This window comes from Flavobacterium mesophilum (genome assembly GCF_039581405.1).
Lineage (GTDB): Bacteria > Bacteroidota > Bacteroidia > Flavobacteriales > Flavobacteriaceae > Flavobacterium.
The window spans coordinates 741,400-766,091 of record NZ_JBCPXZ010000002.1; the positions used below are offsets into that span (position 1 = coordinate 741,400).

Here is a 24,692-nt window from a genome sequence, read left to right on the forward strand (position 1 = left end):
TGTTATCTTTTTTAAAATGTTAAATTAAGGCCAAGCAAGAAGGTACGTGTAGAAGGAGTATTAGTTCCTAATGTCAGCAAACGTCTTTTGTAAAAATCAGTTACTGCTGCATTTTCGTTACCGTAAGAGTTGGTTTCAGGATCCATTCCAGTTTCTTTATGGTATGGCGAGTAGATTACGAATGGGTTTTGCACGGTGCAGTACAAACGGAATCTGTCAACTCCCAAATCCTTAATAAATTTTTCAGTAATATTATAACCAAGAGTAATGGTGCGAATTTTAACATAAGATGCATCAAAATATCCTAAAGTAGAACCGTATTTTGGGTTGTCATTACTTGAAATTCCGCCTGGTCTTGGATATTTTGCGTCTGTGTTATCTGGTGTCCAATAATCCACTTTTACGTTTCCTCTACGTCCGCTCAACATATTTAAATAACCTGTTGAAGAATAAAGTGTACTGATCAAAACTCCTCCACTTTGGAAAGCACCTACTACACTCAAATCTAAGTTTTTATACGCTACGCGAGTATTGAAACCACCTAAGAAATCAGGATTTACATCAATAATTTGTCTATCTGCTGGTCCAATTTGTCTTGTTGGTGTACCATCTGCATTAAAATCTCCAGTATATTTCACTTTAATCATGCCCACATTTCCACCTGGCTCATATTTAGTAAGATTTGCATCTTCTTGTTGCCAAAGTCCGATTTTTTGATAATCAAAGATTACATCAATTGGATGTCCAACAAACCACCAGTTGTTTTCATCTCTCGTTTGTCCTGAAGACAATGCTACCAATTTATTTTTGTTAGAATAAAAGTTCACACCAACATCCCAAGACCAACCTTGTGGATTGTCGAATATTGCTCCGTTCAGCGTAAACTCATAACCTTTGTTTTGAGTTTGTCCGATATTTGCTGTATAACTTCCTACACCTGCTGTTGGAGGCAAACCTACACTTAAAAGAATATCTTTTGTATCTGTAACATAATACTCTGCAGTACCTGTTAATCTATTTTTGAAAAAACCAAAATCGATTCCGTAATTCATTGTCGTTGAATATTCCCAACCTAAATCTGGATTTGGCAATGTCGATACATAATAACCTGTCGCATTTGTTTCTCCAAAATTGTATGGTCTTGAAGCCAAACTTCCAAGTGTAGAATAAGGTGCAACTGCTTGGTTAGAAGTTTCTCCATAACCTACACGTAATTTTAATTGGTCTAACCAACTAACATCTTGCATAAAAGATTCATTTTTAGCGTTCCATCCAGCAGATACAGCAGGATAAGTGTGCCATTGATGGCCTTTTGCTAGTCTAGAAGAAGCATCAGATCTCACTGTCGCTGTAAGCATATAGCGATTGTCATAAGAGTACATTGCACGTGCCATATATGAAATCAATCCACTTTGCTGATAATCTTGATTGTCCGGATTAACTGAAATCTCTCCTGCTGCTCTTCCTAAATTGTAAAATTGAAAAGCGTCTGAAGGAATGTCTTTAGCATTTACTTGTGATTTGTTGTATGTAGTTTGTTCTGATGAATACATAGCTACTGCATTCACTTGATGCTTTCCAAAAGTGCGATCGTATGTAAGTAAATTTTGGATAGCCCAGTTTGTATTTAGCGTATTTGTAACAGAAGCTGTAGAAACCGTAGTTGGATTAATACTGAATACTCCTTCTCCCGTATATTGACCACCGTTAGTCGTACGGAAATTACCACCTAAATCGATATGAAATTTCAAACCTTCAACACCTGGAATTTTAACCTCAGCAAATAAAGTGTTATATGAACTATAAGCTTTTGTCTGGTCAATCCATTTGTCTCCTAAATTATTTATTGTTCCTCTTGTATATACCCAGTTTTCATCTAAAGGCATCTTAACCGTTCTTTTCAAAGAACCATCTGGATTATAAGGATTCGAAATAGAAGTGGTACTCAAACTGTTATATAAGCTGAAATTTCCACCATTTGAAATCGAATAATTATTATTTGTAGTAAAACCTACTCTGAAATAGTTCCCTATCGCCTGATCTACAGCACCTCTTAACGTTATACGGCTGTAATCTTGCCCAGGCACAACTGCTTCTTCTTTATAATAACTAGTGCCAAAATTGTAGTTACCGCCTTCAGTTCCGCCCGAAACGCCAACATCATGGTTGGTTACTAAGCCTGCACCAAAAATTAAATCTTGCCAATCTGTATTTACATTATCAGCTTCATCTGCTCCGTTTGTGTAAAGTGGCGCAGTTGAACCAGGCAAAGTAGCTATTTTACGCAAAGCAACAAATTCAGGTCCGTTCATCATTGGAAATTTGGCGAAAATAGTTTTCAAACCGCTATAAGTATTATACGAGAACTTAGCTTTTTGTCCTTTCACTCCTTTATTAGTTGTGATCAAGATAACACCATTAGCTCCACGAGATCCATAAATAGCAGTTGCTGAAGCATCTTTTAAGATATCAATACTTTTAATATTATCTGGGCTGATATCACCAATTGATCCTGCAAATGGTATTCCGTCTAAAACAACAAGCGGATTATTATCTGCCGTTAAAGAGCGTGTTCCTCTAATACGAATTTGCATTTCAGCACCCGGTTTAGATGATGTCTGCGACATTTGAACTCCGGCTAAACGGCCTTGCAAAGCCTGCGTAACGTTGGCCGATGGCACTTCACGCATTATATCTCCTTTAATAGAACCAACCGAACCAGTAACAGCTTCTTTTCGTTGGGTACCATAACCAATTACGACAACTTCTTGTAGATTGTTTTGGCTTTCTTCTAAAACTGCATTTATTTTAGTTTTTCCTGCAACAGGAATTTCTTTGTCTTTTAGTCCTAAAAAACTAAATACTAAAACTCCATTAGCTGGAACATTAATAGTATAATTTCCGTCAAAACCTGTCGCAACACTAGTTTTAGTGCCTTTAACAGTCACATTTGCACCTGGAATTGGTCCATTTGCATCAGAAACAACTCCCGTTACTGTACTCTGTGCTACTGCACCCACAGAAAACAGAAACATCAGGGATAAAAACCCCAAACATTTCAGGAGCTTTGATTTGCTTTTCATTGTAAAAAAGTCGGTCATAAAAATTGATTTAGATAATTAATATTATGGTTTAGTTAGTTGAAATAGAAATAACAAAATCATGTCTTTTAAGAAGTAAAAAAGTCCACTATTTTGCATTTGTTTAACAAATATAAATAAAATTTCAAATCACACAACCGGTTGTGTATTATTTTTTTATTCATGCCAAAAAAAATACCTTAAAATTTTAAGTCATAAATAATTTAAAAGCCAAATAATTAAACATTCAACAATGAACAATGCTTTTTAACCTAACATACAAACCGAAGTTTATCGTTTTTTGTTAAAGTCTATTAATTCTTTAAAAGTCAATAAAACAGCAGTTTTACGCTTCGTACTAGATACTTAAATAAGTGTAATTAATACAATTAAAAAAGAATAATCCTAACCAAATCTGTAGCATTTAACCCATTGAGAAATACAATTGAGGCATTTTGTCCTTTACGCAAAAAAAAGAAGTCATTTTTACACAATCGCTTGCATAAAACATAAAAAAAAGCCCCTTTATTTTAAAAGGAGCTTTTGAATTCATTGAAATTTTCATTAAACAGAAAATGCAAAAATCATTTCGTTTAAATAGGTTTCATTTTCTCTTAAAATAGAATTTGGAAAATGCTTTTTATTTGGCGCATCAGGAAAATTTTGAGGCTCAAAACAAATTGCTGGAAGCGCCTCATATTGATTTGAAAAAGGCAAATCTGGAAATTTTTGTGGAGTATAAACAACCATTGCGGGCTGATTGGAATAAATATCCATCTTGATGCCACTTTCTGCAGAAAACAAAGAAGCTTTTAAAGCTGTATCATTGAACACAAATGTATCGTCAAAGCCTTTAAAACCCTCTCTTTTGATTTTAGCTTTTTTATTCAAATCAAAAACAGTCCCTTCCGAATTATTCAGTTTTCCGGTCGGAATCAATTGTGAATCAACATCTAAATAAAAATCACTGTTGATTTGAAGTTCATGATCCAGAATAGAACCTTTTCCGTTTAAATTCAAATAAACATGACTGGTCAGGTTTATTGGAGTTGCCTGATCTGTTGTTGCCTGATACGTTATTTTCACTTCGTTTTTAGGCGTTAACTCAAAAATGGCTTCAACATTCAGATTTCCAGGATATCCTTCTTCAAGATGTTTGCTTTCATATGAAAACACTACACGATTTTCAGCCACTTCTTGTACGGACCAAAATTTCTTAAAAAAGCCATTTTCACCTCCATGCAAATGAACTCCATCTTGATGTTCAATTTTATAAACAGCATCATCAATTGCAAATTGGCCACCAGATATTCTTCCTGCATACCTTCCGATACTGTTTCCTAGAAAGAGTTTTACATTTGAATATGGCGCTTCAAGATAATTTGAAGCTTCTTTTAAGCCTGCCGCAACATCAAAGATTTCACCTTTTGCATTTTTCACTTTCAAATCAATGACGGTAGCGCCAAAATTGGAAATTGTCATTTCCAGCGCCTTATTATTTTTAATTGTAATTACTTCTAGCTTTTCCATTTTGCAATTGATAGGTTTCTGAAATCTTATAAATTCATCTTTTTAGCATCTTCTATAAATTGGTTCAAACCAATATCGGTAAGAGGATGTTTCAACAAACCTTTAATTGCTGATAATGGTCCCGTCATTACATCTGAACCAACCTTAGCACAATTAATTACGTGCATGGTATGACGCACAGACGCTGAAAGAATTTGTGTATTGAAAGCGTAATTATCATAAATTTCTCTGATTTCAGCAATAAGATGCATTCCGTCTGTCGAAACATCATCTAATCTTCCTAAAAATGGAGAAACATAAGTCGCACCTGCTTTTGCCGCCAAAAGCGCTTGACCAGCTGAGAATACAAGAGTCACATTTGTTCTGATTCCTTTATCCGAAAAATATTTGCAAGCTTTAACTCCGTCAGCAATCATTGGTAATTTGACCACAATCTGCGGATGCAAAGCGGCAAGTTCCTCTCCTTCTCTGATCATTCCGTCAAAATCTGTTGAGATTACTTCAGCAGAAACATCACCATCTACAATATTGCAGATGTCTAAATAATGCTTTAAAATATTGGCTTTACCTGTAATTCCTTCTTTTGCCATTAACGACGGATTTGTAGTTACGCCGTCTAAAACGCCTAAAGCTTGCGCTTCTTTAATATCATTTAAATTTGCTGTGTCAATAAAAAATTTCATTTGTTTTGGTTTTTAAGTTAATAGAGTTCATTAAGATATTCCATATTTTCAATTCATTCACGAATCGTCAATACAGATAAAATGGTTTTATATTTTAATTTGAAATAAAAAGCAAAAGAAATTGCTTTGAGAAGACAGAAGAAAGCTATCTTTTTGAATCTGAAATTAATATATGACCGTCAGCGCTTCAATCATCCAACGGTCATAATCACTAATTAATAAAGTTTTCTCTGGCGCATCAACTAACCTTTAAATATGCACCAGAGAAGAAAAACTACAAAAAACAATCTTGAGTCCGGTTTCAAAAATTCCTTCAAAACCGGAAATTATTTTTCTTTATTCAATGCTGTTTTACAGCACCTTAATCAATTAAATATATTGATTGATAATATTTTCAAACAATTCTTGTTTACCGCTTTGAAGATTTAATTCTCCATTTTCGTGAGCGATAGTGTAAAGATCTTTAAGACCTAATTTTCCATCAGCGAAATCTTTACCTTTTCCAGAATCGAATGAGCTATATCTTTCTTTTCTTAATTTCTCGTATGGAGAAGAAGAAATGATTTTATCAGCTGTCAATAAAGCTCTTGCGAAAGTATCAGCTCCACCAATGTGCGCTAAGAAAACATCTTCTAAATCTGTAGAATTTCTTCTGATTTTAGCATCAAAATTAACTCCACCACCTTGCAATCCGCCAGCTTTTAAGAAAACCAACATTGCTTCAGTCGTTTCTTGAATGTTATTTGGAAATTGGTCTGTATCCCATCCGTTTTGGTAATCTCCTCTGTTTGCATCGATACTTCCTAACATTCCCGCTTTTGCAGCCACTTCTAATTCGTGTTGGAAAGTATGTTGTGCCAATGTAGCGTGGTTTACCTCAATGTTGATTTTGAAATCTTTGTCTAAACCGTATTGTTTTAAGAATCCAATTGCAGTTGCAGAGTCAAAATCGTATTGATGCTTAGATGGTTCCATTGGTTTTGGCTCAATAAAGAAAGTTCCTTTAAAACCTTGCGCTCTGGCGTAGTCTCTAGACATCGCTAAGAATTGCGCCATGTGGTCTAATTCTCTTCCCATATCTGTATTTAAAAGAGACATATAACCTTCTCTACCTCCCCAGAATACGTAGTTTTCTCCTCCTAAAGCGATAGTTGCATCCAAAGCTAATTTTACTTGTCCTCCAGCTCTTGCGACAACATTAAAATCAGGATTTGTAGCCGCTCCGTTCATGAATCTTGGGTTTGAGAAACAGTTTGAAGTTCCCCAAAGTAATTTAATTCCAGATTCTGCTTTTTTCTGTTTTAAATACTCTGTAATGAATGCCAAACGTTTTTCTGATTCTGCGAAAGTTGGCCCTTCGTTAATCAAATCGTAATCGTGGAAACAGAAATAATCGAATCCCATTTTACTAATGAATTCAAAAGCAGCATCTGCTTTATCCTTAGCAGCCTGATACGGATCTGATGATGCATCCCAAGCAAAATTTTGAGTTCCTGGCCCGAACGGATCGCCGCCTTGTCCGCAGAAAGTATGCCAGTAAGCAATAGCAAATTTAAAGTGCTCACGCATTGTTTTTCCAGCTACAACTTGGTCTGGATTGTAATATTTAAACGCCAAAGGATTGTCAGATTCTTTTCCTTCAAACTTAATTTGGCCGATACCTTTGTAGTATTCTTTATCTCCTAAAGTTATCATTGTATTTTATTTAGTTGTTAATATTAATTCTAATTCTTGTTTCCATTTTTTATAAGCCGTTTCGTATTCCTCTTTATTTTTTAGAGGCAAAAAGGTCATTACGTGATCGTTTGTTGTAATTCCTGAACCAAACTTTTCAAAATCACCGTCTGTCAAGCCTACTGCTCGCGCCGCTCCTACTGCTCCGGTTGTATTGTAAATTTCGATTTCATGACCAATTAATGTTGCCACAGTATTCGAGAAAATCTCAGAACGGAAAAGATTATCATTTCCGGCTCTAATGACATTAATCGTTGCATTATCATCTTTCAGGCATTCCATTCCGTACACAAAAGAAAATGCAATGGCTTCTAAAGATGCTCTGAATAAATGCGCGTTGGTATGAATATTAAAATTCAGGTTTAAAATATGAGACCCGATATTTTTGTTATTGAACATTCTTTCAGCTCCATTCCCAAACGGAATTACAACCAATCCTTGCGAACCTACATTGATCTGAGATGCTTTTTCATTCATTTCTTCATACGACTCATTTCCAATATTGTTTCGCATCCATCGGTATTGAATTCCCGCTCCATTTATATTCAGCAGTTTTCCAACTCTCGGATTTGATTCGGTATAGTTTACATGAACAAAGTTGTTGACACGAGTACTTTTTCCCGAATTTGTTTCTGTAACGGCATAAAAAACGCCTGATGTTCCACCTGTTGCTGCCACTTCTCCCGGACGAAGCACATTTAATGACAACGCATTATTTGGTTGATCTCCCGCTCTATACACAATCGGAATTCCTGCTGGAAGACCTGATTCTTGCGAAGCTTTCTCCGTAACAACACCTTGATTCGTAAAATTCTCTACAATTTTTGGAGTCAACGACTGATCGAGTCCGTAGTAATCCAAAAGCCAATCGGCTACTTTATTTTCTTTATAATCCCAAAGCATTCCTTCAGACAAACCGTTTTTGGTTGTCGTTACTTCGCCTGTCAATTTCAAAGCGATGTAATCTCCAGGAAGCATGTATTTATCAATTTTGCTGTAAACTGCTGGTTCGTTTTCTTTAACCCATTTCAGTTTCGAAGCAGTAAAATTTCCAGGCGAATTCAATAAATGCGACATACATTTTTCTTCTCCAATTTCGGCGAAAGCCTTGTTTCCAATTTCAACCGCACGGCTGTCGCACCAGATAATTGAATTTCGCAACGGAGCGCCTTGTTTATCTACAATCACTAATCCGTGCATTTGGTACGAAATACCAATTCCCTGAATTTTAGAAGCGTCGATATTAGCTTCTTTAATGGCTCTTTTTGTTGCCGTACAAATGTATTGCCACCACATTTCTGGATCTTGCTCTGCCCAATCTGGATGAATCGAAAGAATTTCCATTTCGTTTTGAGGCTCATTCAGCACAATGATTTTTTTGCCTGTTTCTGCTTCTACCAAGGCTGCCTTGACAGAAGAACTTCCAATATCATAACCGATATAATACATAACTTATAATGATTCTCTTATTATTAATTTAGTCGGCACATAACACTTCGTTTCTTCGTCATGCGTAATAAATGCCGCTGCTTTGGTTCCTAATTCGTTAAAATCAGTCGAAACAACTGAAATTCCTTTGTATATAAATTTCTTCATTGGCGTTTCGTTGTACGAAAGCAAACCAACATCTTTTCCGGGTTCAAAATCCTTTTCTTTACATTGCTCTAAAAAGTATCCCAAAATCCTGTCGCTTACACTGATATAAGCAATTCCTTTCTCGATATTGAACTTTTTAGGATCTGTAATAATGTCGTATTGAAAACCAAAATCAGCACAGAATTTCTTGAAAAATTCTACCGTTTCCCACGGATGATTCGTGAAATCCGGATATATAAAATCTATTTTTTTATACTTTTTAAATAAGTCAACCGCTTCTGTTAAAGCATCGTAAAATGCTTTTCCGAAATCCTGAAAAACATAATTACTGTTCTTTTTCGCGTGAATATTCCAGTCGATTAAAAGCAACTTATCATTTGAAATCGCAGACAAAGCCGGAGCAATAGCCGCGTGGTCAAAATTCATCACCACATATTTGTAATACTTCCCGATTCCGTTATTAATGATCGTTTTAAAGACATCAATATTATAATGATGAAACTGCACATCAATAATCACATTATCAGGCAAATTATTTACAACCGAATGATACAAAACCTCTTTATAAGCCTTAAACGTATCTAAAACCAAAAGCACTTTTCTCGTTTCGCCCGCCACATAATAGCCTTTGTTCGGCACCGAATCGATTACTTTTTGATCCTTTAAAATCGAATACGCCTTAAAAACGGTGTCTCTCGAAAGCTGATACGTTTTGCAAATTATATTCACAGACGGAAGCAAATCTCCCTTTTGCAAAATATTCTCCGCAATCGCATTTGTAATTCCGTCAACCAACTGTTGGTACTTCGGAATATCACTTTCGTGATTAATTATAAACTCAAATTTTTCTTCTTCTTTTAGCATACCGTTCTGTTCCGTTCTGTTATGCTAAAGTAGACAAAAATATTTTACAAAAAATTATTTTTTAGATTAAAATTGTTATTTTTTTAAACGTCTTAATCTTGATAATTTGGGCGTGTCCCTCCGGGTCGGGCTATCCGTTTCAAGTCCTCGCCTGCTCGTTCCTCGCGTCTGTGGGCTTTCCACTTCTATCCCTCACGCTTAAAGTTTCATAAGAAATGACAGGACATTCTTTTTCAGAAGCTTCAGCAACATGATTTAACCGCAAAGTTCGCAAAGGTTTATGCACCAATTTTACTCCGCCTATTTTGTCATTTCGAGGAACGAGAAATCGCACTAGAAACTCCGCATAAAATGTCTCCACTCTTTGTCGAATCCCGAGTGCGATTTCTCGTTCCTCGAAATGACAAACTGGACGGTAAATTACTATCTCAAAACATTACTTAAAATGCTTACTCGAAGCATACATCCCCAAATAAGTCCCCACAAAACCACCTGCTTCTTTCGTACTCAAAATAGAACCATCAACATCTTTAATCAATAAATTCCATTCTGTTTTTTCAGTAGTTTTGTAGTAAAAACTATATAATCTTCCGTTTCCTTCAATCTTTACCAATAATGGTTTATCAGCATCTGAAAGTTCTTTTTTCGAAATAATTTCATACTTTCCTTCATTAATTTTAGAAGCTGTTCTTTCCACAAAAACTTCTAATTTATTATCTGCATTCAGACGTTTTCCAATCAAGAAATAATGCTTTTCATTTTGAAAAGCCGTTAAACCAGCAACCTCCAAATTATCTTTCGGACTGAATTCCAACTTTACCGAAGCTTCAAATTTTAAATGCTGCTGTCTTCTTCCGATAAAAGAAAAATTGCTTTCGGTATGAATCGATTCTGATCTTGGTTTAATTAGTAATTTACCATTAACCAATTCGTACCATTTCTCTTTCGGCGTTCTGATAAAACTCCATTTAAAATCCAATTCATTCGAATTAAAGTCATCTTTCGAAACAAAATTTCCATTCAATGGTTCTACTTTTTCTTTCGAAAGTGGCAAATTCGGACGTTTATGTATCATCGGAATCGGTTCGTTTCCTCCAACAATTTCTGGCCAATCGTTTTTCCATTCCACCGGCATCATAAACGTTTCTCTTCCTAAATTGTACAAATCTGGTCCGTAAGGTCTGCATCCTAAAAATACCGACCACCAATCGCCATTTGGCAATTCTACAAAATCGGCATGACCGGTTGTAGAAACTTGATTTTTACGATTCGGATCTAAATGTTTCTGCATCAAAATCGGATTCTGAGCATAACTTTCATACGGACCGTAAATATTCTTGCTTCTAAAAACAACCTCTGAATGATTGAATCCTGTTCCGCCTTGAGCGCAGATTAAATAATAAAATCCGTTTCTTTTAACAACATGCGGCCCTTCGATCCAAACGGGTTTTACAGACATATCGGTTCCGCCGTTAATAACCAATTTGGGAGCGGTTGTGGTTTTTTGTTTTTCCAAATCGTATTCCAGCATATAAATCGCGCGATGGCCGTCATGAACTGAAATATTATTTGGCGGAGGGCCGTTATGCGTAATATAAACTTTTCCATCTTCATCAAAAAAGATATCAGGATCAATTCCGTTAACCTCAGGAAGCACAATCGGATTTGACCAAGGTCCAGCAGGATTTTTAGCCGTAACTATAAAATTACCGACACCGCTTACATTGGTACAAATCACATAAAACGTTCCTTTATTATAACGAATCGTCGGTGCGTACATACCACCTGATAAACGCGAATTTCCAAAATCTGCCTGTTCAGAACGATTGATAATATTTCCGATTTGTTTCCAATGCACTAAATCGGTGCTTTCAGAAATGGGCAACCCTGGAAAATAGCAAAAAGAAGAATTGACCAAATAAAACTTATCTCCAACCCTGCAAATTGTCGGATCTGGATAAAAACCAGCCAAAATCGGATTTAAATAATCTGCTTCTGATTTTGATAAATTTTGGTAAGCATCGTCATTTCCTCGGTACTCAAACCAATCAAAAACTGCAGCGTCTGAAAAAGCAACCGGTTGTGGCTTCTGGAAAATTTTTTTACATGCCATTACGCTAACCATAGAAAAGGTCAGTACTGTTAATTTCAAACCTGCTGTTTTTAAATCAATCATTATCCAAAATTCGTTTTGAAAATTATTTATTTTTCTTTCTCGTAAGGATCAATCGTAACAATCGAACCATCTTCGTTGTATTCAATTTTAGTCACTTTTATAGATCGCAAATGCGTTACTCCTTTTGACAAACTCGAGTCGTGATAAAACAAATACCACTCCTTTTCAATTTCGCAAATTGAATGATGCGAAGTCCAACCTACCACAGGATTCAAAATACGTCCTTTATAAACGAAAGGTCCATATGGATTATCGCCTATTGCGTAACATATAAAATGCGTGTCGCCTGTTGAATAAGAAAAGTAATATTTTCCATTGTATTTGTGAATCCACGAAGCTTCAAAAAAACGGCGATCATTGTCTCCTGCCAATAAAGATTTTCCGTTTTCATCCAAAATTTTAATCTCTTTTGGAGCTTCGGCAAATTCTTTCATATCATCAGAAAGCAAAGCTACAATTGGCCCTAAAGCTTCTTCATTAGCCAAAGGTTCTTCATTCGATTTATCGTAAACATTGTTTCGGTATTTTTGAAGTTGACCACCCCAAATGCCCCCAAAATAAATATAATACTTGCCATCATTATCCTCAAAAACGGCCGGATCAATACTATAACTTCCTTTTATTGCGGTTTCTTCAGGGTGAAAAGGTCCAGTTGGCGAATCGCTTGTCGCTACTCCAATCTGAAAAATTCCATCTTCACGTTTGGCTGGAAAATACAAATAATACTTTCCGTTTTTGCAAGCCGCATCTGGTGCCCACATTTGTCTCACTGCCCAAGGCACCTCATCAACATGCAACGCAACTCCGTGATCTACAGCTTCTGCATTAACATTTTCCATTGAAATTACATGATAATCTTCCATTCCAAAATGGTCGCCATTATCATTAAACGGAATTCCCGCATCAACGTCATGAGAAGGATAAATATATATTTTGCCGTTAAAAACGTGTGCCGATGGATCGGCGGTATAAATATGATTTACTAAAGGATTTGAAATTGCGCGTTTATTCAACTCCACAAAGTCTATGTTTTCAATACTATCTTCAGGCATGTTCTCTTTTTTTATAATTTTTAAAATACATTAAACTCTTCTCTTTTTTAAGTCAGATTCAATCTGCACTTCCATTTTCTTATCGATTTTGTAGAAAAATAATAATCCAACGCCAATTAGGAACGGTATTGCAGGAAAAACGCTGACCAATAATTTTATTCCGTTTATAGCAATAGCTGTTTGAACTTCAGCTTTTGGCACATAATTATAATGCGCTAATAATGAAGTTGTCAAAGCGCCACCAATACTCAAACCTGCTTTCAACCCAACCATCATAGCCGAAAAAATAATTGCAGTTGCACGACGGTTATTCAGCCATTCTGAATAATCTGCCACGTCTGCAATCATTGCCCAGAGAATCGGGATTGTGATTCCGTAGAAAAATCCGTGCAAGATTTGAGACATAAAAATCAAACTAACTGATTTTGATGAAAAGAAATAAAAGGCTAAAATGAATAAGGTCGATAGAAATAAAAAGGAACCAAATATGTTTCGTTTCCCATATTTATCGGCTAATTTTTTCGACAACGTGATTCCAACGATCATGAAAATGATACCTCCAGCATTAAACAACCCGAATCCCGCAGCTACAGGATCATTGCCAAATTGGTTCAAACCAATAGCTGACAAAGCATCCAAAATAGGCTGAACCGTAATTGCCAGCTGATCCTTATCTACATAATTTTCAAAATAATAAACATAAGCGCCACCTTTCATTGCCAAAGTAACGAACACTAAAGTGGTCAAGGCTAGCATAATCAACCAAGGTTTATTTTTTATCAAATCAGACAAATCTTCTTTGACACTTGATTTTTGTTCTGGTTTTGGAACAATACGCTCTTTTGTCGTAAAAAAAGTGATCAGCAACATTATAGTTCCGATAATCGCTAAAACAGTCATTACCTTTTCGATACCAACTGCTTTATTACCATTTCCAGCACTTTTAATGATGGCCAACATGAAAACTTGAACAAAAAACTGGGCAAACATTACCGCCACAAATCGATATGATGACAAACTATTGCGTTCGCCCATATCACCTGTAATTACGCCACTTAAAGCAGAATACGGCAAATTATTGCTTGCATAAAAAAGAAGCAATAAAGTATAAGTTGCTACGGCATAAATTACTTTTCCTTGATAAGAGAAATTAGGTGTGGTAAAAGCCAATAATGCGATTACGCCCAATGGAACGGCCGTCCATAAAATCCAAGGCCTGAATTTTCCCCATTTGGTACTGGTACGATCGGCCAATACGCCAATAATTGGGTTAAAAACAAATGCGGCAATCAAACCGACAACCAACATTATGATAGAAGAATGCGCAGGCGACAATCCATAAATATCTGTATAAAAATAGGCCAGATACGTCATCAAAGTCTGAAAAACTAAATTAGCTGCCAAATCGCCTAAGCTGTATCCAATTTTTTCTTTTATGGATAGTTTTTGGGAATTAAAATTCATTATTGGTCGTGGTTATTTTGGTTAGTTTTATAATCAATTCTCTCTTAAAAATTGATTATTTCAGTTAGCTCTTATACTGATTTCAAAAGCTTTTCACTTAAGCAATCGGTTGTGTAAAATTAGCAAAAAAAATATACCATGCAAATTTAGCTTGCTTTATTACATTATTTTCACAAAAACAGTCTGTTGGGATTTCCAATAAATAGAATTCGCAGTGTTTTTATTCTTTTTTCGTTTTAAGTTGCAAAATAGCATCGTACGCTTTTTTGTGCTTTAAATCAGCATCAAATGGTAATGGATAATTTGTCCTTCCCTTTATTGGCCAATCGTTTAACCAAGATTGCCCGTCGTGAACACCCCAAAAAGTTATTCTGCTGATTTTGTCTTTATGCTTCAAAAATAATTTAAAAATAGAAGCATAACGTTCTGCGAGTTTGTTTTGAATAGAATCTGGCAACGCTTTTGGGTACGGATTCATTTTTTCGTTTCCTTCAAATTTTTGATTGACGTCTGCTCCTTTTAAATCCCACGGATTTGGCAAAACCGTAATATCCAATTCGGTAAACGCTACTTTAATTCCTAAAGCAGAATATTCCAAAATGCTTTTTTCGATTTCTTCTAATGATGGACTGTTTAATCTCCAATGTCCCTGAATTCCAACTCCGTCAACTTTTCCACCTGCAGCTTTAATTTTTTTGATTAAAGCGATTGCTCCTGCTCTTTTTGCAGGTTCCTCGATATTATAATCGTTGTAATACAATTGAGCTTTTGGATCTGCTTTTGCCGCTAATTTGAAAGCATCAATTAGATATTTTTCGCCAAGTGTTTTCAAAAAAACCGATTGTCTCAAAGTTCCGTCATCATTTAAGGCTTCGTTTACCACATCCCAAGATCCAATTCTTCCTTTGTATTTTGAAACGATTGTATTGATATGATCTGCCATAAAAGCTTTCATTTCTGTACTATCAGCAATTTTCTCCATCCAAGGCGCTAATTGACTGTGCCAAATCAAAGTATGTCCGTGAACAAACATTTTATTTTTTTGACCGTACGCCACAAATTTATCAGCTAAAGCAAAATCGTATTTGTCTTTTTGTGGATGTATGTACATCGATTTCATGATATTCTCTGCTGTAATCGCATTGAATTCTTTTCGAATCAACGAATCTTCTTTAGCATTTTTAATTTCAATTTGATCAGCGCTTAAAGCGGTTCCGATGTAGAAATCGCCCTTATAAGCATCTTTTAATGAAGTCGGTTTTTTTTGTCCTGTACAACTTACAGCCAACAGCGTCGTGACGGCTAATACATAAGGTTTAATAAAATTCATATTTTGTGGTTTTAATAGTTAATCGTTTTCTCTTGGCGGAGACCTGACAGGTTTTAAAAACCTGTCAGGTCTGAATCCGTAATAGTTATTCCTTCCTAAAACTCTCTGGCGGTCCTAAATATGACTCCAAAACTTTACCTTCTTCTGTTTCGATTACAATTTTCTGGAGCACCAAAGCTGGATCAATCGCATAAATTTTCAAAACATGATTTCCTGGATTTTCGATTTGATGCGTTGACGTAATAATCTTAATATTATTCGCAACTGATTCTGCCCAATTTTTCTCAGACGAATCAGCATTGAGGTTCATGATTTGCGGTTTCTCCGAATCAAAAGCAATTCCGTATTTCAATCCGTTACCCATTTTAAAATTGATTGTCGGTGAAAAATAAGCTTTTACCTTTACTTTTCCTTTACTGAAAAAATGAACATCGTATTCTAATCTTGCTGATTGTTCTGAAATATCAATTGGCTGGATATTCGAAGGTTTTATCGTTATTCCAGAATCTGTTTTACCCAGATTCGGAATTACAGTCCATTTTACAGAACCTGAATTTATGGCTTTCGAATAATTCTTACTTTCTATTGAAATATAACCGTCACTTTCAATAAAACCTCTAACATCATCTGAATATTTATTAATCGATGTTTCAACTTTTGGAGAATCCTTAGTTGGAACTACCGTTTGAGTTTTATTTGAAACTTCAACAGTTTTCGTTTTCGGAATCACATTTTTATCAGGCTGTTGCCAATTGTCGTAACCAATATGCGTTTGCGACATCATATGATTCCATTTACCATTTGCTAATTTCGTATGATAATAATTTGTCAACTCACTGTCTTTTTCAAACAATTCTTTTACTTTTTCGGCATAAGTATTTGCAATGGCATTTCCTTGTTCTGCATAAAACTGATTTTTAGCCGTTGCGACATACAATTCATTTAAATTCGAACTTGCCAAAACAGGAAACAAAACAAGTTGATAAAAAGCATCTTTATATTCCGGTTGTAATTTTTCGTTGATAAAATTGGCTTTTTCAACCAATTTTTGATACTCAGCAACAACTCGATCAGCTTCATTATAATTGGTAATGCTATACGTTTTAGCATCTAACAATTCTGGTTTTCTTCGCGCATTGTATTTCGTGTATAATTTTAAAATTTCGGCAATTTCTTTAGAAAACTGATTTCCGAAATTCTCTTTTGCCCAATTCACATAATAATCCTGGAGATTTCCTGCATTAAACTTTTCAGGATTCCAAGCCATATCCAAGAAAAACTCAATCGGGAATTCCATTGGTTTGATATCGCCCACATTTACAATCCAGATTTTATCGACTCCATATTGATACGCCAAATCCATTTGCTCCCAAGTTCGCTCAATTTGGTTTGTATTGATCCATTTATAATTTCGAGGACCACCAACATAATCGTAATGATAATAAATTCCGTACCCGCCTTTTCTTGGTTTTGCATTTAGTTCAGGCAATTTGCGGATATTTCCCCAATTGTCATCACACAATAAAAGTGTTACATCGTCTGGAACTCGCATTCCTTTGTCGTAATAATCCTGAACTTCCTTATAAAGTGCCCACATTTGTGGCGTTTCTTCAATCGGTTTTTTAGTTACTTCTTGAATTATATTGCGCTGGGTTTTGACAATATTTTCTAATAAATCAATTGCAGTTCCTTCAGTCATCGGTTCGTCGCCATCACCACGCATTCCAATCGTGACAAGGGTTTCTTTATTTCCCATTCTTTTAATTCCGTCTTTCCAGAAATTAATCAAGGCTTCCGAATTGGTTTTGAAATCCCATTTCCCGTTTGATTTTCCCCATTCGGCATGAGCTCTTGTCAACGGTTCGTGATGTGAAGTTCCCATTACAATTCCGTATTCATCAGCCAAAACAGCATTCTGAGAATCATCAACATAAAACATTCTGCCCCACATTGCCGGCCATAAATAATTGCCTTTCATTCTCAGAATCAATTCAAAAACAGTATCGTAGAATTTTGAATTGAATCCGCCATATTTCTCAAAAGCCCAACCTGTCAAAGCTGGAGCTTCGTCATTTATGAAAATACCTCGATATTTTACTTTTGGCTCGCCTTGTGTGTGAACTCCAGGTAAAACATGCAATTCTGATTGCTTTTTCACGGGAACATCTGCCCAGAAATACCAAGGCGAAATCCCGATTTGACTCGATAAATCATAGATTCCGTAAATTGTTCCTCTTTTATCTGAACCTGCAATGACCAAGGCTTTTTTTATTCCTTTAAACGGATTTTCGACAATCTGCGTCGTAAATTTTTCCCATTTTCCTTGAAGCTCATTTTTATCAATTTTTCCTTTTTTGGCTAATTGATCAATAAGTTCGCTTTTTCCTAAAGTTCCGATTATGACAACAAAATCTTCTGCTTCCGAAATCTTTTCAATTCTTTTTGGATGTAAATCTGAAACTTTAAAAATGTCATTTTCTAAATGTCCCACCACTTTTAAAACTCCTGCATAATCTTTATCACTCACCAAAATCGAAGCCGTTTTTCCTTTTGAAACTAAAGGAAAATTTTCGTTTGTAGCTTGATTAACTACATATTTCTCTAGATTTATGGCGTGCAATTTTGTACTTAATCCGAATAGGAAAAGCAGTAAAATGACGTAGGATGTTTTAATTTTTAAACACATAGAATCATAGATTTTCTTTGTCTGTAAAAGGCGTTTCACTTGTTTAAATGCACATAGTTTTTTCCACAAGTTTTGTCATTCCGACGAAGGAGGAATCTCCGCACGTAGCTCCGTAATGAAATTCCAATCTTTGTAGAGTTTCTCGTGGAGATTCCTCCTTCGTCGGAATGACAAATAGAACGTTTTACTTCTCTCATTGTAGACCTGACAGGTTTTAAAAACCTGTAAGATCTAATAGGAAAGAATATTATAAATTCAATTTATACGCAATTCCCATTTCCAAACCTCTCAATTCAGCAAGACCTTTTAATCTTCCTGTCAAAGAATAGCCAGGATACGTTTCTGTTTTTTCATCGACCGCATGTAAATATCCATGGTCGGGACGCATTGGGAGGCTTAATTTAGTTTTATTCATTATCAGCAACAATTTTTCTACAATTGCGCCCATGTTTGCGTTACCGTTTAAATGTTCTGACTCTCTGAAAATGGTTTCGCTTTCGCGGATGGTGTTTCTTAGGTGCAAAAAATGAATTCTGTTTTCGTGATCATCGATTATTTTTTCCAAATTATTTTTTGGATCAGCGCTTAATGAGCCTGTGCAATAACACAATCCGTTTGCAATTGAAGGAACGGAAGTGAAAATCGCTTTCAAATCAGCTTCTGTTGAAACAATTCTTGGAAGGCCCAAAACTGAAAACGGCGGATCATCTGGATGAATCGCTAATTTTTGTCCGTTTTGTTCGGCAATTGGCGCTACTTCTGATAAAAAACAAATCAGATTTTCTCTTAATTTTTCATTATTAATATCCGCATAATTTTCTAAAAGAGCCAAAATCTGTTCTGCCGTAAAATTGATTTTGCTTCCTGGCAATCCCAATAAAACATTTTTAAACAGCAATGCTTTTTCGTCTTCAGACAATTGATTTCCAAACTGCAATGCTTTTTCTTTTTCAGCATCAGAATAATCATTTTCTGAATTTGGTCTTTTCAAAAGAAATACATCAAAATAAGTAAATGCATCTTGATTGTATAGCAAAGCTTTGCTTCCGTCTTCGTTTACAAAATTGTGATTTGTTCTCACCCAATCCAAAATCGGCATAAAATTGTAGGTTATGATTTTGATTCCACAATCTGCCAAATTCTTTAAACTGATTTTATAATTTTCAATGTATTGCAAATAATTTCCAGAAGCGCGTTTGATTTCTTCATGAACAGGAAGACTTTCCACAACTGCCCATTCTAAACCCGCATTTTTTATGATTTGCTGTCTTTCTTTAATCTCGTCGATTGTCCAAATTTCTCCAACGGGAATATGATGCAAAGCCGTTACAATTCCAGTCGCTCCGGCTTGTTTTATATCGATTAATTTTACGTTGTCTTGAGGTCCAAACCAACGCATGGTTTGTTGCATTTTTATCATACTTATTTTTTTTAATCTCGCAAAGACGCAGAGTCATTTCATTTAGACTTAAAATCCGATACTATTTCCTCCATCAACTGGCAAAATGGTTCCGGTTGTATATTTTGATTCGCTTAAAGCGAAATAATAAACAGCATCTGCAATGTCTGAAGGTTCTCCCAAAAAGCCCATTGGCGTTCTTCCTAATACCTTGTTTTTTCTTTCCGGATCGCTGTCCAAAGCTTTTGCCGACATTTTTGTTTTGATAAAACCGGGAGCCACACAATTCACGCGAATTCCGAAGGGCGCTAATTCTACCGCCATTGCACGCGTCATGGATTCAATTGCACCTTTGCTTGCAGAGTACGCAATTACTTTTGGGATTCCGTATTGTGAAGCCATCGAACTGATGTTTACGATACTTCCTGCGCCGTTATCTTTCATGTTTTTCACAACTGCTTTACTCACGGCAAAAACACTCAACAGATTAGTGTGAATTATCGAAAAGAAATCTTCATCAGTTACATCTAAAAATTCTTTTTTAAGATTAATTCCGGCGTTGTTTACCAAAATATCAATCGGATTTTCTTTTGTGATATTTTCTATCATTGCTGGAATTCTCGCCAAATCATTTAAGTCGAAAATTACCGGAATCGCATTTTCTCCGATTTCCTTGCAGGCATCTTCTGTTTTATCTTTTGATCTTCCAATGATGTACGTTTTGATTCCGTTATCACAAAGTTTTTTTGCTGTTGCAAAACCTAATCCCGAATTTCCTCCGGTTACAATTGCCGTTTTATTGCTCATAATTTCTAAAAATATATTTATCCATTTCCTGGTGCAAATGGGAATTTTAATGATTTAAAATAATCTAAAGTTTGCGTTGGTTTTTCAACTCCTGCTGGAAGTTCCTTTCCTGAAAATTCCTGAAAATACAGCAAACACGCATCTCGCCACCATTTTGCTTCTTTGTACTGAATTTCCAATAACATTTCGACTTCGTTAAAACGTTCGCTGTCGACATATTTTTCGGTTTTCTTCCAAACGTTCTGCATTTCTTTGACTTGATTTACGCCTTCTTGATATTTCAATGCCATGCCATTCCAAAGGGTCTGACCGTTTTTCAGTTTATAATCCCATGAAACGTGATGAAACCATAAAAGATCTTTTTCTTGACAAGTTTCTACATTATCAAAAAGTTTCTCCACCTCAGGCGCATATTGTGCCGTGGCATTTGTTCCTGTTTTTGATCGGTCAAAACCAATTCCGTTTTTATCTGCTTTATGATAATATGTAGGATTCCATTCTGGTCGAGATAAATTAGAGACCCAAGGTCCTGGTCCGTAATGATGACCTGTGTCCATAATATGATGCAATCCAAGCGGTGTCATATAATTCACAACTGCTTCTCTAGATTCGATCATCATCTTTTTTACAGGGTTAATGAAATTTTCATCGTTCGAAAAAGTGCTTCTCACCCATTCATCAGCAATTGTTTCCGAATCTAAATACGGGTTCCAAGCCAGTCTTCCGAAACCATACCAATTCGCCTGCGCAAAAGGATGTCCTGTCCAATTCAAATCATTTCCAATGTTGGCAACTCCAGCAATTCCCGTTAGTTTATTTTGATATAAAGTTCCGTCTACAACTTTTGCAACGGTTGAGCCTTTTCCTTTTTGATACGTATCAGATTCTAAAACTTCCTGAAATAATTTTGGTAGAAAAACCAAATGCGTGCTAAAACCTAAATATTCCTGAGTGATTTGAAATTCCATCATTAATGGCGTTTTCGGCATTACGCCAAATAACGGATGAAAAGGTTCTCTCGGCTGAAAATCGATCGCTCCATTTTTGACCTGAACAATTACATTTTCTTTGAATTTTCCGTCGTAAGGCTGAAATTCGGCATAAGCTTGTTTTGCGCGGTCGTTGGCATCATGTTCTGAATATACAAACGCTCTCCACATAATTATACCGCCGAACGGCGCAACAGCATCGGCAAGCATGTTTGCTCCGTCAACATGATCTCTTCCATAATTCTGCGGCCCTGGCTGACCTTCTGAATTGGCTTTTACCAAAAACCCTCCAAAATCCGGAATTCGTTTGTAGATTTCTGCTGCTTTATTTTTCCACCAATTAATAACCTGAGCATCTTTAGGATCAGCAGTTTTTAGGTTTCCGATTTCAATTGGTGCCGAAAATCGTGCGGTTAAATAAACTTTTATTCCGTAAGGCCTGAAAACATTGGCTAAGGCTTCTACTTTTTCTAAATATTGCGGCGTCAGAATGAAAGCATTGGCATTTACATTCGTCAAAACCGTTCCGTTGATTCCGATTGAGGCATTGGCTCTAGCGTAATCAATATAACGTTGATCTATAAAATCAGGAAGTTTCTGCCAATTCCAAAGTGAAAATCCGGCGTAACCTCTTTCCACCGTTCGGTCCAAATTATCCCAATGATTCAGAATTCTGATATTTGTTTTTGGAGAATCAGCAATATTTAAATTTTTAACCGATTTATTCGTTTGTAAAATTCTCAGAAAATTAAAAACTCCATATAAAACAGCAACGTCATTTTTTCCTGAAATAATGATTTGTTTTTTGTTTTTAAAAGAAACCGATTTAATGACAAAACCTTCATTGTTTATTTTATCAAAATCAGATTGTAATTCTTTTTTGATCTCTGAATTTAAATTGGACTGAGAACTAATAATTAAATTATTCTCTCCGTTTATCTCCGATTTGATTTCGGGAACGTTTCCCAACATATCTAAAAAACCAGTTTTAAGTTCTTTTTCGGCAATTTTAATCGTTTCTGAATTTCCTAAAACTACAATTCCTTTAAGATTGTTTTTGTACTCTGAAGCCAATGCCGAATTGCTGACCGCATTATATTGAAGCCACAATTTATAATCCTTTTGTGCTAAAGCCGAAAAGGAAATTGCAAAAAACAAGAAAACAAATCTTAATGAAGTCATTTGGTTTTAATTTATTCTTTTAAAAAACTCAATTTTGAAAGAATCAATGTTTTTCGTTAGTATAAATATATTTGACAAAATTTTAATCTAAAAAATACATTATCCTAAATAAAACAACAATTGCAATCGGTTGCGTAAAAATATAGGATTGTTAGTGAAGAAAAAAATTTTAACTCCACTTTTTTCAAAAAAATAATTTCTTTAACAAATAAAAGCAGTATAATTTGAAAAACTATCCTGCACTTTCTTTGTTCAAAATATTCAGTGATGACGTTTTTAAATCATTGAGATTTTGGCTTTAAAACAAATAATTTTTTAAACAATTTATTAAAGTAGAAAGTCAAAAAATATTAAGATATTTTTTATAAATTTGATTACAAATAGCGATTTCCCCAAATCATTTTTTTTGCAAGACTTACATTTTGTTTCCAGTGTTTATTTAACGGATTGATAACGTAAATTAAAAAAAATGAAAAACTTTACTTTTGTCATAATTCTTTTATTTGGGTACTTCTCTTCCTCATTTGCTTCTTCAAAAAATGAGTTTGATTTTGCAGCAAAAAATCATTTTATTGCTCCTGCTCCAACAATTACAACAGCTTCAATAACCGCTTTTTTTAAAAAATACAGCGACTTAAAAGATTATCAAAACGATGTTGCTACGTTGTACAAAGACAAATCATATAAACCAATTTGGTATGAGAACAACGATATAAACGAATTTGGCTATTTATTGTATCATAAGTTAAATTCGACATACGAAGAAGGTGTTCAAATTAAAATTCCCTATAAAACTAAACTTGATGAAGTTTTTGATGAAGAATCAACATCAAAATCCAAAATTTCAGAGTCTGATACTGAACTTTTATTGAGTTCCATGTACATTTTATATGCTAAACATGTATATCAAGGAATTGATGCTGCTGCACAAAATAAAATCGAATGGTATTTGCCAAAGAAAAAGGTTTCGTATGAAACTTTATTGGATTCAATTGTGAGCAATCCAAATTTATTGGAGCAAAACAATCATTTGCTTTTTAGCCAATATTACAAACTTCAAGAGGTTTTAAAAAAATATCGAGAAATAGAAAAAAAAGGTCAGTGGACGCCAATTTACATGGATAATCCGTATAAAGATTTGCGTCCCGATGCTACCTCGCAAACTATTGCTGATGTAAGACATCGTTTGTTTGTAATTGGCGACTTGGCAACAGATTCTAAAAGCAATTTTTACGATCAAGAGTTGATGGATGGTGTAATGAAATATAAACTCCGCCATGCGTTGACACCAAATTACATCCTTTCAAAAGAACATATTGACCAAATGAACGAACCGATCAGCGATCGTATTAAAACAATCATGCTGAATATGGAACGTTGCAGATGGATTCCGCCTACATTAGAAGACCAGGACGAATATGTGATGGTCAATATTCCTTCATTTATGCTGTATTTTGTGCGAAATAAAAATTTTGATATCGTTTCAAAAGTATTCATTGGTACACCGTTAACCAAAACTGTGATTTTTAGTGGTCAAATTGATCGTATTGTTTTTAGTCCGTATTGGAATGTTCCTTCGAGCATTATTCAAAACGAGTTAAAATTAAAAATGGCCGAAGACAAAAACTATCTAGCCGACCATAATATGGAATGGAATGGCGGGAAAGTTAGACAGAAACCTGGTCCCGACAATGCTTTAGGACTTGTAAAATTTATGTTCCCAAATCCGAATGACATATATATGCATGATTCTCCATCAAAAAGTTTATTTGGGTTTGAAAAACGTATTTTCAGCCATGGTTGCATCAATGTTGAAAAAGCAAAAGATCTGGCAATTTCAATGCTAAAAGATTATCCTGACTGGACACTTGATAAAATAAATACGGCGATGAACGGTCAAAAGGAAACTCCTTTTATGTTGCCAAAAAAAGTTCCGATATACATTGGCTATTTTACAGCTTGGGTAACTCGAGATGGAAATATGAATTTTTATCCCGATGTTTATGATAGAGATACTCATTTAAACGGAATGTTATTCCCAAATGATACGGCTTATAAGTCTGATCAGGAATAAAACAAAATAAGCAAACCTCCCAAAGAAAGGTCTAAATTTTGGGAGG

The 24,692-nt window shown here is 35.3% G+C and carries 15 protein-coding genes; 1 reads left to right on the plus strand and 14 read right to left on the minus strand.

Annotated elements, in window-relative coordinates; genetic code table 11:
• Positions 1–11: 11 nt before the first annotated feature.
• The 14 genes from AAYQ19_RS07630 to AAYQ19_RS07695 all read right to left on the minus strand — a co-directional run bounded on the left by AAYQ19_RS07630 (position 12) and on the right by AAYQ19_RS07695 (position 22,572).
• The gene (locus tag AAYQ19_RS07630) at positions 12–3,101 is read right to left on the minus strand and encodes a SusC/RagA family TonB-linked outer membrane protein (protein WP_343535596.1); all 3,090 of its coding nucleotides are present in this window, start codon (positions 3,099–3,101) and stop codon (positions 12–14) included.
• A gap of 543 nt (positions 3,102–3,644) precedes the next feature.
• Positions 3,645–4,610 (minus strand): aldose epimerase family protein, encoded by a 966-nt coding sequence (locus AAYQ19_RS07635; protein ID WP_343535598.1) that lies wholly within the window; start codon positions 4,608–4,610, stop codon positions 3,645–3,647.
• 26 nt (positions 4,611–4,636) lie between these two features.
• Complete coding sequence (fsa, locus tag AAYQ19_RS07640) at positions 4,637–5,293, minus strand: fructose-6-phosphate aldolase (protein WP_343535600.1); 657 nt, start codon at positions 5,291–5,293, stop codon at positions 4,637–4,639.
• Positions 5,294–5,662: 369 nt separating this feature from the next.
• Positions 5,663–6,988: a xylose isomerase gene (xylA, locus tag AAYQ19_RS07645; protein WP_343535603.1), complete on the minus strand. Its 1,326-nt coding sequence runs from the start codon at positions 6,986–6,988 to the stop codon at positions 5,663–5,665.
• A 6-nt stretch (positions 6,989–6,994) separates the two neighbouring features.
• Positions 6,995–8,476, minus strand: coding sequence for a xylulokinase (locus tag AAYQ19_RS07650; RefSeq protein WP_343535605.1), 1,482 nt, complete (start codon positions 8,474–8,476; stop codon positions 6,995–6,997).
• Positions 8,477–8,479: 3 nt separating this feature from the next.
• On the minus strand, positions 8,480–9,487 hold the full coding sequence (locus AAYQ19_RS07655) for a GntR family transcriptional regulator (protein WP_343535607.1): 1,008 nt from the start codon (positions 9,485–9,487) through the stop codon (positions 8,480–8,482).
• Between the two features lie 436 nt (positions 9,488–9,923).
• Positions 9,924–11,663 (minus strand): glycoside hydrolase family 43 protein, encoded by a 1,740-nt coding sequence (locus AAYQ19_RS07660; protein WP_343535609.1) that lies wholly within the window; start codon positions 11,661–11,663, stop codon positions 9,924–9,926.
• Positions 11,664–11,689: 26 nt separating this feature from the next.
• Positions 11,690–12,715 (minus strand): glycoside hydrolase family 43 protein, encoded by a 1,026-nt coding sequence (locus AAYQ19_RS07665; protein ID WP_343535611.1) that lies wholly within the window; start codon positions 12,713–12,715, stop codon positions 11,690–11,692.
• A 30-nt stretch (positions 12,716–12,745) separates the two neighbouring features.
• Positions 12,746–14,179 (minus strand): MFS transporter, encoded by a 1,434-nt coding sequence (locus AAYQ19_RS07670; protein ID WP_343535613.1) that lies wholly within the window; start codon positions 14,177–14,179, stop codon positions 12,746–12,748.
• A 220-nt stretch (positions 14,180–14,399) separates the two neighbouring features.
• Positions 14,400–15,509, minus strand: coding sequence for an endo-1,4-beta-xylanase (locus AAYQ19_RS07675; RefSeq protein ID WP_343535615.1), 1,110 nt, complete (start codon positions 15,507–15,509; stop codon positions 14,400–14,402).
• An 85-nt stretch (positions 15,510–15,594) separates the two neighbouring features.
• A complete protein-coding gene (locus AAYQ19_RS07680; protein ID WP_343535616.1) occupies positions 15,595–18,195 on the minus strand; it encodes a glycosyl hydrolase 115 family protein in 2,601 nt (866 codons plus the stop codon).
• A gap of 247 nt (positions 18,196–18,442) precedes the next feature.
• Positions 18,443–19,606: a mannonate dehydratase gene (gene uxuA / locus AAYQ19_RS07685; protein ID WP_445709688.1), complete on the minus strand. Its 1,164-nt coding sequence runs from the start codon at positions 19,604–19,606 to the stop codon at positions 18,443–18,445.
• 57 nt (positions 19,607–19,663) lie between these two features.
• Positions 19,664–20,401: an SDR family NAD(P)-dependent oxidoreductase gene (locus AAYQ19_RS07690; protein ID WP_343535618.1), complete on the minus strand. Its 738-nt coding sequence runs from the start codon at positions 20,399–20,401 to the stop codon at positions 19,664–19,666.
• A 17-nt stretch (positions 20,402–20,418) separates the two neighbouring features.
• Positions 20,419–22,572 (minus strand): alpha-glucuronidase family glycosyl hydrolase, encoded by a 2,154-nt coding sequence (locus tag AAYQ19_RS07695; protein WP_343535620.1) that lies wholly within the window; start codon positions 22,570–22,572, stop codon positions 20,419–20,421.
• Between the two features lie 469 nt (positions 22,573–23,041).
• Between AAYQ19_RS07695 and AAYQ19_RS07700 the strand changes: the two genes are divergently transcribed.
• Entirely contained in the window at positions 23,042–24,646 is a 1,605-nt protein-coding gene (locus AAYQ19_RS07700) for a L,D-transpeptidase family protein (RefSeq protein ID WP_343535622.1), read from the plus strand.
• The last annotated feature ends 46 nt before the right edge of the window (positions 24,647–24,692 follow it).